Below are 8,555 nucleotides of genomic sequence, written 5' to 3'. Positions count from 1 at the left end.
CGCGGGCGCATCCGCTTCGAGCTGCCGATGATGTGGTCGGTCGCGTTCATGCTGACGTTCGTGATCGGGGGCATGACGGGCGTGATGCTGGCGGTGCCGCCGGCCGACTTCCAGTTCCACAACTCGCTGTTCCTGGTAGCGCACTTCCACAACGTCATCATCGGCGGCGTGCTGTTCGGGCTGTTCGCGGGTATCAATTACTGGTGGCCCAAGGCGTTCGGCTTCAAGCTCGACCGCAAGTGGGGTGTCATCAGCTTCTGGTGCTGGGTGGTCGGCTTCTGGGTCGCGTTCACGCCGCTCTACGTGCTCGGCCTGATGGGGGTGACCCGCCGCGTGCGTCACTTCGACGATCCCAGCCTGCAGGTATGGTTCGTCGTCGCCGCGATCGGCGCCGCGATCATCGCCGCCGGCATCGGCGCCATGCTGATGCAGTTCTACGTCAGCATCCGCGACCGCAAGACGCTGGTCGACGTGACGGGCGATCCGTGGAACGGGCGCACGCTGGAATGGGCGACGTCGTCGCCGCCGCCGGCCTACAACTTCGCCTTCACGCCCGTGATCCACGAGCTCGACGCATGGTACGACATGAAGGCGCGCAAGATCGCGCGCCCGACCGAAGGCTTCCGCGCGATCCACATGCCCAAGAACACCTGGGCGGGCATCGTGCTGGCCGGGCTGTCGACCGTCTTCGGCGTGGCGATGATCTGGTACATGTGGTGGCTGGCGGTGCTGGCGTTCGTCGCGCTGGTCGTGACCGCGATCGTCAACACGTTCGATTATGACCGCGACTTCGACATTCCGGCCGAAGACGTGCGGCAGGCCGAGGATGCGCGCACCCGTGCCCTCGCCGCGGCGGGAGTATAAGCGATGAGCAGCGCGAATACCGTAGCCGCGGGCGCCGAGGCCCCGATCTTCTACGATCTGGACGAGCACCCGCATCCGCCGGGAGCCAGCACGATGCTGGGCTTCTGGCTCTACCTGATGAGCGACTGCCTCATCTTCGCCATGCTGTTCGCGGCCTATGGCGTCTATGGCTGGAGCTATGCGGGCGGGCCGGGGCCGGAGCATCTGTTCAAGCTGCCGCTGGTCGCGGTCAACACCGCGATGCTGCTCTTCTCGTCGATCACGTACGGCTTCGCGATGATCGCAACCGACGAGCGCCGCAAGTCGGCAACGCTCGGCTGGCTGGCGATCACCGGACTGTTCGGGCTCGCCTTCATCGGGATCGAACTCTACGAGTTCGGCGAGCTGATCCACGAGGGGGCGGGGCCGCAGCGTTCGGCCTTCCTGTCGTCCTTCTTCACGCTGGTCGGGACGCACGGCCTGCACGTCAGCTTCGGCCTGATCTGGCTGGTGGTGCTGATGGTCCAGGTGTCGCGGCGCGGGCTGATCGCGGACAATGTCCGCCGGCTGCAGTGCCTGTCGCTCTTCTGGCACTTCCTCGACGTCGTCTGGATCGGCGTCTTCACCTTCGTCTATCTGCTGGGAGTGCTCCGGTGAGCGCCAACGCCCACGACACCCACGACACCCACGATCACGGCCATCACGGCCACGACCATCACGCCCACGATCATCATGGTGGCGCGCCGCACGGCACGCGCGGCCGCTACATGACTGGCTTCCTGCTGTCTGTGGTGCTGACCGCGATCCCGTTCGCGCTGGTCATGACCGACGTGATCGCCGACGCGCGCATCACCGCCGGCATCATCACCGCGATGGCGCTGGTCCAGATCGTCGTCCACATGGTCTACTTCCTCCACATGAACGCCAAGTCGGAGAATGGCTGGACGCTGATGGCGCTGATCTTCACCGTCATCATGGTAGTGATCGCGATCAGCGGATCGCTTTGGGTCATGTACCATATGAACGTGAACATGATGCCGCAGATGCAGACGGAGATGACGAGCGGCGGGATGTGAGGCGGGCCCGCGCCCGCATCCTGCTGGCCGCGCTCGCGGCGGCGGCGGCGCTGCTGCTGGCGGGGCTGGGCGTGTGGCAGGTGGAACGGCGGGCGTGGAAGCTCGGCCTGATCGCGCAGGTCGAACGCAAGCTGGCGGCGCCCTATGCGGCGGCACCCGGCCCGGCGCGCTGGGGGACGATCGGCGCGGCCGACAGCTATAGCCGGATCGAGGCGCGGGGCATGTGGCGGCGCGATGCCGACACCTACGTGCAGGCGCTGACCGAACTGGGCGGCGGTTATTGGGTGATGACGCCACTCGTCACGCCCGACGGCGCGATCCTGGTCAATCGCGGCTTCATTCCGCCCGACCGGCGCGGTCGTGTGCCCGTCCCGGCGGGCGTGGTCACGGTGCGCGGATTGCTGCGCGTGACCGAGCCGGGCGGCGGCTTCCTGCGGACGAACGATCCCGCCGCCGACCGCTGGTTTTCGCGCGACGTGGCCGCGATCGCGGCGCGGCACGGCCTCGATCGGGTCGCGCCCTATTTCATCGATGCGGCGGCGGGCACCCCGGGCGCATGGCCGCGCGGCGGACTGACCGTCGTGCGCTTCCGCAACAGCCACCTCGTCTACGCGCTTACCTGGTTCGCGCTGGCGGCGATGATGACGTGGCTCGCGGTGAGGGTCGTGCGGGAGCCCACGCCGCGCTAAGGGGGCGACGCCATGGCCCTGCCGCTCAAACTGCCGAAACTGCCGGCGCGTCTCGAAGGGGCGGAACGGCGCAACATCCTCCTCCTCATTCAGCTGCGCTGGCTGGCGGTCGGCGGGCAGCTCACCACGATCCTGATTGCGCGCTTCGCGCTGGGCGTTCCGCTCCCGTTGGAGCCGATGCTCGCCGCGCTTGGGATCCTCGCGCTGCTCAACCTCGTGCTGGGGGAGGCGCGGCGGCGCGGCATGGTGGGCAATGCGCAGATCTTCGCGACCCTGCTGGTCGACGTGGCCTGCCTGACGGTGCAGCTTTCGGTCAGCGGCGGGGTCGGCAACCCGTTCATCTCGCTCTTCCTGCTGCAGGTCGTGCTCGCCGCCGTGCTGCTGCCGCCCTGGGCCGGCGCCGTGCTGGTCGTGCTGACCAGCGCGCTGTTTGCTTGGCTGGCGGTCGGCAAGATGCCGTTCGCGCTGCCGGAGGCCTATGCCTCGCACCTGTCGCGGCCCTACGTGGTGGCGAGCTGGTTCAACTACACGCTCGCCGCGACGTTGCTGGCGATGTTCGTGACGCGGATCGTGCGCAATCTGGGCGAACGCAACACGCGGCTCGCGGCGCTGCGCCAGCGTGCGGTGGAGGAGGAGCATATCGTCCGCATGGGTCTGCTCGCCAGCGGCGCCGCGCACGAACTGGGGACGCCGCTGTCCTCGATCGCGGTGATGCTGGGCGACTGGCGGACCGAGCCGGTCATCGCGGAGTCGCCACGCCTGCGCGACGAACTCGACGACATGCGCAGCGAGGTGATGCGCTGCAAGGAGATACTGGGCCGTATCCTCCTCGCCTCGGGCGAGGTGCGGGGCGACGCCCCCCGGCGGACCACGCTCGCCGCTTTCCTGTCAGGGATTGTCGCCGACTGGCGGGAGCGGGCGAGCATCCCCGTTGAGTGGCACAACCGGATCGGCGAGGACGTGACGATCGTCGGCGATCAGGCGCTCGCGCAGACCATCGCCAACCTGCTCGACAATGCGGTCGAGGCGGGCGCGCGGCGGATCGTGGTCGAGGCGAGCCGATCGGGCGAGCAGGTTAGGCTGGCGGTGCGCGACGACGGGCGCGGGTTCGCGCCCGCGATCCTGAAGAATCTGGGTCGGCCCTACCAGAGCACCAAGACGCGGCTGGGGGCGGGACTCGGCCTCTTCCTGGCAACCAACGTGCTGCGGGCGCTCGGCGGCGGTATCACTGCGCGCAACCTGCACCGTGGGGGGAGCGAGATCCTGCTGACATGGCCGGGCGCGTCGCTGGCGATCGGGGAGGGGGAATGAGCGAGCCGCGCCGGCTGCTGATCGTCGAGGATGACGCCGTCTTCGCGCGCACGCTCGCCCGCTCGTTCGAGCGGCGCGGCTATAGCGTCGAGGTCGTGGCGCGTCCCGACGATCTGGACGAAGCGGCGGCGCATTTGCGGCCCGGCTTCGCGGTGGTCGATCTACGGCTGGGCGGCGCCTCCGGTCTCGAATGCGTGAAGCGGCTGCGCCAGACGGACGCGGATATGCGGATCGTCGTGCTTACCGGATTCGCCAGCATCGCCACCGCCGTGCAGGCGGTGAAGCTCGGCGCGACCAATTATCTGAGCAAGCCGGCCACCACCGACGATATCGAGGCCGCGTTCGATGCGCCGCCCGATGGCGACGTGGCGATCGAGCCGGCCGCGCAGCCCACCTCGCTCCGCACGCTCGAATGGGAGCATATTCACCAGACGCTCGCGGAGTGCGGATTCAACGTGTCGGAAGCGGCGCGCCGGCTCGGCATGCATCGCCGCACGCTCGCGCGGAAGCTCGGCAAGCGTCACCTGTAGCGGCGACGCTTGCCGGCCCGGACGGTCAGACCAAGGCGTTGCGGCGGATGACTTCCTTGTACCAGGCCGCGCTCAGCTTCGGCGTGCGCTTCTGCGTCTTGAAGTCGACATGGTGGATGCCGAACAGCTTGGTATAGCCGTCCTCCCACTCGAAATTGTCCATCAGGCTCCACAGGAAATAGCCCTTTAGCGGATAGCCTTCCGCCGTGGCGCGCTGGAACTGGCCGAGATAATTGCGCAGGTACATGACGCGATCGGCGTCGTTGACCATGCCGTTGACGGCGGGGTCGTCGGTCGAGCAGCCGTTTTCGGAGACGTAGAGCACCTTCGGGTTCCAGAGTTCGCTGACCTGCCGGATGCCCCAATAGGCGGCCTCAGGCGTCACGCGCAGCCACGGCGACGCCATGCGCGGGCTGGTCGCGGTCGGGGGCAGGACCGTGTAGCCCGCCTTGTTGTCGGCGGCCTGGACGTAGGGCGCGGTGTAGAGGTTGATCGCCACGAAATCGAGCGGACTGCCGATCGCGGCCATGTCGCCCGACTGGATCTTGGGCGCGTTCGCTCCCTCGGCCTCGAGATAGAAGTCGGGATACTTGCCCTCCATCACCGCCGTCAGGAACATCGCGTTCGCGTCGCGCGTCGCCTTCTTGGCGGCGGCGATATGCTCGGGCGTTTCGATCACGGGGATGTGGAAGGCGGCATTCTCCGCCAGGCCGACGCGGGTGCCGGGCTTGGCGCTGGCGCGAACCGCCTGCGTGCCGAGGCCGTGCGCCAGCAGGCCGTTATGCCGCACATGGTTCACCTCGCGCGGGCCCAGCCGCAGGCCCGGCGCCTTCGTGCCGACCTTGTGCCCCAGGTCGGTGAAGCACAGGAATTCGTTGATCGTCATGATGTCCTTCACGCGATCCGAAATCTTGCCCGCCATCAGGCCGGCATAATCGGCGAAGGCATAAGCGGTATCGCGGTTCTGCCATCCGCCGGGCAGCGCCGCCGGCAGATCCCAGTGGAACAGCGTCACGTAGGGCGTGATGCCGTTCGCCAGCAGATCGTCGATCACGCGGTTGTAATGATCGATCCCCCTCTGATTGACCGTGCCCCGGCCCTCGGGAAAGATACGCGACCACGCGATCGAGAAGCGATAGGCACGGGCGCCCAGATTCTTCAGGAGCTGATTATCCTCGCGGTAGCGGTGGTAGCTGTCGCACGCGACATCGCCGGTATCGCCATTCGCGACCTTGCCCGGCGTGTGCGAGAAGACATCCCAGTTGCTGAGGCCGCGTCCGTCCTCGCGATAGGCGCCCTCGATCTGGTAGGAAGCGGTGGCGCAGCCCCACACGAAATCCTTCGGGAAGCTCTGATCGCGCGGCGCGGCGAGCGCCGCCGGCGTGCCCAGGCCGCCGCCGACGAGCGCGGACGCGCCGACCAGCTTGCCGATGTCGCGTCGTGAAAGGTCAGCCATATCCCCACTCCCAAATCATTTTATGAATGGGCCGAACCTGCCGAAACCCGCGGGTATCGGCAAGCCCCTTGATATGGGTTATGGCGGCGTCAGTCGCGGAAGGGATCGCGGACGAGGATCGTGTCCTCGCGCTCGGGACTGGTCGACACGATCGCCGCCGGGCAGCCGATCAGCTCCTCGATCCGGCGGATATATTTGATCGCCTGCGCCGGCAGATCGGCCCAGCTCCGCGCGCCGGCGGTCGATCCGCTCCATCCCTCGATCGTCTCATAGACCGGCTCGACCCCCGCCTGATCGCTCGGGTGCGGTGGAAGATAGTCGTAGTCGCGCCCGTCGAGGCGATAGCCGACGCAGATCTTAAGCTCCTCGAACCCGTCGAGCACGTCGAGCTTGGTCAAAGCGATGCCGGTGATGCCCGACACCGCGACCGCCTGCCGCACCAGTACCGCGTCGAACCAGCCGCAGCGGCGCTTGCGCCCCGTGACCGTGCCGAATTCGTGGCCGCGCGTGCCCAGCCGCTCGCCCACCTCATTGTCCTGTTCGGTGGGGAAGGGCCCCGAACCGACGCGCGTCGTATAGGCCTTGGTGATGCCGAGGACATAGCCGGCGGCCGACGGGCCGAGGCCCGATCCGCTCGCGGCGGTGCCGGCGATCGTGTTGGAGGAGGTGACGAAGGGATAGGTGCCATGATCGACGTCGAGCAACACGCCCTGCGCGCCTTCGAACAGCATCCGCCGCCCACGCGCCTTCGCCTCGTCGAGCGTGCGCCACACGGGCCTGGCGTAGGGCAGCAGGAACGCCGCGACGTCGCGCAGCTCGGCCATCAGCGCGTCGCGATCGACCGGCGGCTGGCCGAAGCCGGCGCGGAGCGCGTCATGGTGCGCGAACAGACGGTCGAGCTCGGGCTCGAGATTGTCGAGATGAGCGAGGTCGCACACGCGGATCGCGCGCCGGCCGACCTTGTCCTCATAGGCCGGGCCGATGCCGCGGCGGGTGGTGCCGATCTTGTTGCCGCTCGCATCCTCGCGCAGCGCGTCGAGATCGCGATGGAAGGGCAGGATCAGCGGGCAGGTCTCCGCCACCTGAAGGTTTTCAGGGCTCACGTCGACGCCCTGGCCGCGCAGCTTCGCGACCTCGTCGCGAAAGTGCCAGGGATCGAGCACCACGCCGTTGCCGATCACCGACAAGGTGCCGCGCACGATGCCCGAGGGAAGAAGCGAGAGCTTGTAGGTCTGGTCGCCGACCACGAGCGTGTGACCGGCATTGTGCCCGCCCTGGAACCGCACCACCACGTCGGCCCGGCTGGCCAGCCAGTCGACGATCTTGCCCTTGCCCTCATCGCCCCACTGGGCGCCGACGACGGTTACGTTAGCCATTCTTCAGACCTTGCTCTTTTGCGGTCACGCCGGACGTTTTCCGGCATCCACCGCGCGGCCAGCGCCTAGCCGTGGAGTGGGCCCCGGAACAAGTCCGGGGTGACGATCAGGGGATTGGGACGGGGCCGTCGCCCTCCAGGATGTGCGTGCAGCCGACAGGCGTGTCGCTTTCCGCCAGCGCCGCGAGCGTGGTCCAGCCCTCGGTGCGGAGCCGCGCCGCCGCCGCGCGATCATGCCCGACCGGCAGGAAGATGCGGCGCGCGGGCTCGGTCCCCAGCCCCATGTCGACCAGCGGGTCGATGAACAGCGACATGCCGACCGCCGGCTCCTCACGCCCGTCGGGGTGGACGATCGCATAGCTGCCGCCGCGTCCGATCTCGCCCGATCCGCCACCGCCGAACAACGAGAAGCCGATCCAGCTCTGATATTCGAAGCCGTGCCGCTCGGTCGGGTCGAGCGTCAGGCGGACGTCGCCGCCGATCGCGCGCGCGATGCGCTCGACCCCGGCAAGGCGCGTGTCGAGCGTGCCCAAGATGTCGAACGCGCGCAACCGCGCGAGCGCGGTGTCGACCGGGCCGGCGGCCGAAAGCAGCGGCAGATAGGAGTCGGCACCCGCAGCGGCGAGACCGCCCGCATCCTTGGCGTCGAGCAGGCGCCGGACCTCGCCGATGCGATCGGGCGCGATCGGCATCGGGCCGGCGGCGAGCGTCTCGACCAGATCGGGCAGGGTGAGATCGACCGTGATGTCCTCGACCCGCGCGGCGCGCAGCGCGTCGAGCGCGACCGCGATCACCTCGCTCACCGCCGCGACGCTGTCGGTGCCGATCAGCTCGGCGCCCGCCTGGAGCAGTTCGCGTTCGGGACGAAGCTGGGTCGCGCGCAGCTTGATGACCGGGCCGCCATAAGCGAGGCGGAGCGGGCGCGGGCTATGCCCCATCCGCGTCACCGCGATGCGGCCGATCTGCGCGGTGATGTCGGGCCTGAGCGCCAGCATCCGCTGCGACACGGGATCGACGATGCGGAGCAGGTCGGTCGCGCGGCTCGACTTCAGCCGCCCGACGAGGCTCTCCTCGAACTCGGCGAGGGGGGGCTGGACGCGATCATAGCCGTGGCGCCCGATCGCCACGATCACGCGGTGCATCAGGCGCGACGCCGCCTCCGCTTCGGGCGGCAGGCGATCGCGCAGGCCTTCGGGCAGCAATCCGGGAGCGCTAGTCATGCGGCCGCCCGCTTAGGCGGGTCGGCGCGCCGACGAAAGGGGACGTCGAGGCTGA

At 68.5% G+C, this 8,555-nt stretch carries 9 protein-coding genes; 6 read left to right on the top strand and 3 right to left on the bottom strand.

What is annotated here, in order from left to right:
- The 6 genes from ACOJSF_RS12360 to ACOJSF_RS12335 form a co-directional block, all read left to right on the top strand.
- The coding region (locus tag ACOJSF_RS12360) for a cbb3-type cytochrome c oxidase subunit I (protein ID WP_420142502.1) at positions 1-864 on the top strand (864 nt) is incomplete at its 5' end.
- 3 nt (positions 865-867) lie between these two features.
- Positions 868-1,500, top strand: a complete 633-nt coding sequence (gene cyoC / locus ACOJSF_RS12355; protein ID WP_420142501.1) for a cytochrome o ubiquinol oxidase subunit III — start codon at positions 868-870, stop codon at positions 1,498-1,500.
- Entirely contained in the window at positions 1,497-1,919 is a 423-nt protein-coding gene (cyoD, locus tag ACOJSF_RS12350; protein ID WP_420142500.1) for a cytochrome o ubiquinol oxidase subunit IV, read from the top strand. Before cyoC ends, cyoD begins: the two co-directional genes overlap by 4 nt.
- Positions 1,916-2,608, top strand: a complete 693-nt coding sequence (locus tag ACOJSF_RS12345) for an SURF1 family protein (RefSeq protein WP_420142499.1) — start codon at positions 1,916-1,918, stop codon at positions 2,606-2,608. Before cyoD ends, ACOJSF_RS12345 begins: the two co-directional genes overlap by 4 nt.
- A 12-nt stretch (positions 2,609-2,620) precedes the next feature.
- Positions 2,621-3,919 carry an ATP-binding protein gene (locus ACOJSF_RS12340; RefSeq protein ID WP_420142498.1) on the top strand — a complete coding sequence of 433 codons (1,299 nt, stop codon included), beginning with the start codon at positions 2,621-2,623 and terminating at the stop codon, positions 3,917-3,919.
- A complete protein-coding gene (locus ACOJSF_RS12335) occupies positions 3,916-4,449 on the top strand; it encodes a response regulator transcription factor (protein ID WP_420142497.1) in 534 nt (177 codons plus the stop codon). Before ACOJSF_RS12340 ends, ACOJSF_RS12335 begins: the two co-directional genes overlap by 4 nt.
- A 25-nt stretch (positions 4,450-4,474) precedes the next feature.
- On the opposite strand, the gene ACOJSF_RS12330 is transcribed toward ACOJSF_RS12335, so the two are convergent.
- From ACOJSF_RS12330 to ACOJSF_RS12320, 3 genes are all read right to left on the bottom strand, one after another.
- Complete coding sequence (locus tag ACOJSF_RS12330) at positions 4,475-5,905, bottom strand: GH1 family beta-glucosidase (protein WP_420142496.1); 1,431 nt, start codon at positions 5,903-5,905, stop codon at positions 4,475-4,477.
- A gap of 89 nt (positions 5,906-5,994) precedes the next feature.
- Positions 5,995-7,281: an adenylosuccinate synthase gene (locus ACOJSF_RS12325; RefSeq protein WP_420142495.1), complete on the bottom strand. Its 1,287-nt coding sequence runs from the start codon at positions 7,279-7,281 to the stop codon at positions 5,995-5,997.
- Between the two features lie 106 nt (positions 7,282-7,387).
- The gene (locus ACOJSF_RS12320) at positions 7,388-8,500 is read right to left on the bottom strand and encodes an ATP phosphoribosyltransferase regulatory subunit (RefSeq protein ID WP_420142494.1); all 1,113 of its coding nucleotides are present in this window, start codon (positions 8,498-8,500) and stop codon (positions 7,388-7,390) included.
- Positions 8,501-8,555: the final 55 nt, after the last annotated feature.

This window comes from Sphingomonas sp., assembly GCF_048594985.1.
Taxonomy (GTDB): domain Bacteria; phylum Pseudomonadota; class Alphaproteobacteria; order Sphingomonadales; family Sphingomonadaceae; genus Sphingomonas_I.
The sequence above is the reverse complement of the archived record's forward strand: the minus strand, read 5'-3'. Positions and strand labels throughout refer to the sequence as shown.

Bases quoted from the DNA above. Each gene is read 5' to 3' on its own strand.
- ACOJSF_RS12325 (WP_420142495.1), bottom strand. From the start codon at position 7,281: ATGGCTAACGTAACCGTCGTCGGCGCCCAGTGGGGCGATGAGGGCAAG.
- ACOJSF_RS12330 (WP_420142496.1), bottom strand. From the start codon at position 5,905: ATGGCTGACCTTTCACGACGCGACATCGGCAAGCTGGTCGGCGCGTCC.
- cyoC (WP_420142501.1), top strand. From the start codon at position 868: ATGAGCAGCGCGAATACCGTAGCCGCGGGCGCCGAGGCCCCGATCTTC.
- ACOJSF_RS12335 (WP_420142497.1), top strand. From the start codon at position 3,916: ATGAGCGAGCCGCGCCGGCTGCTGATCGTCGAGGATGACGCCGTCTTC.
- ACOJSF_RS12320 (WP_420142494.1), bottom strand. From the start codon at position 8,500: ATGACTAGCGCTCCCGGATTGCTGCCCGAAGGCCTGCGCGATCGCCTG.
- ACOJSF_RS12340 (WP_420142498.1), top strand. From the start codon at position 2,621: ATGGCCCTGCCGCTCAAACTGCCGAAACTGCCGGCGCGTCTCGAAGGG.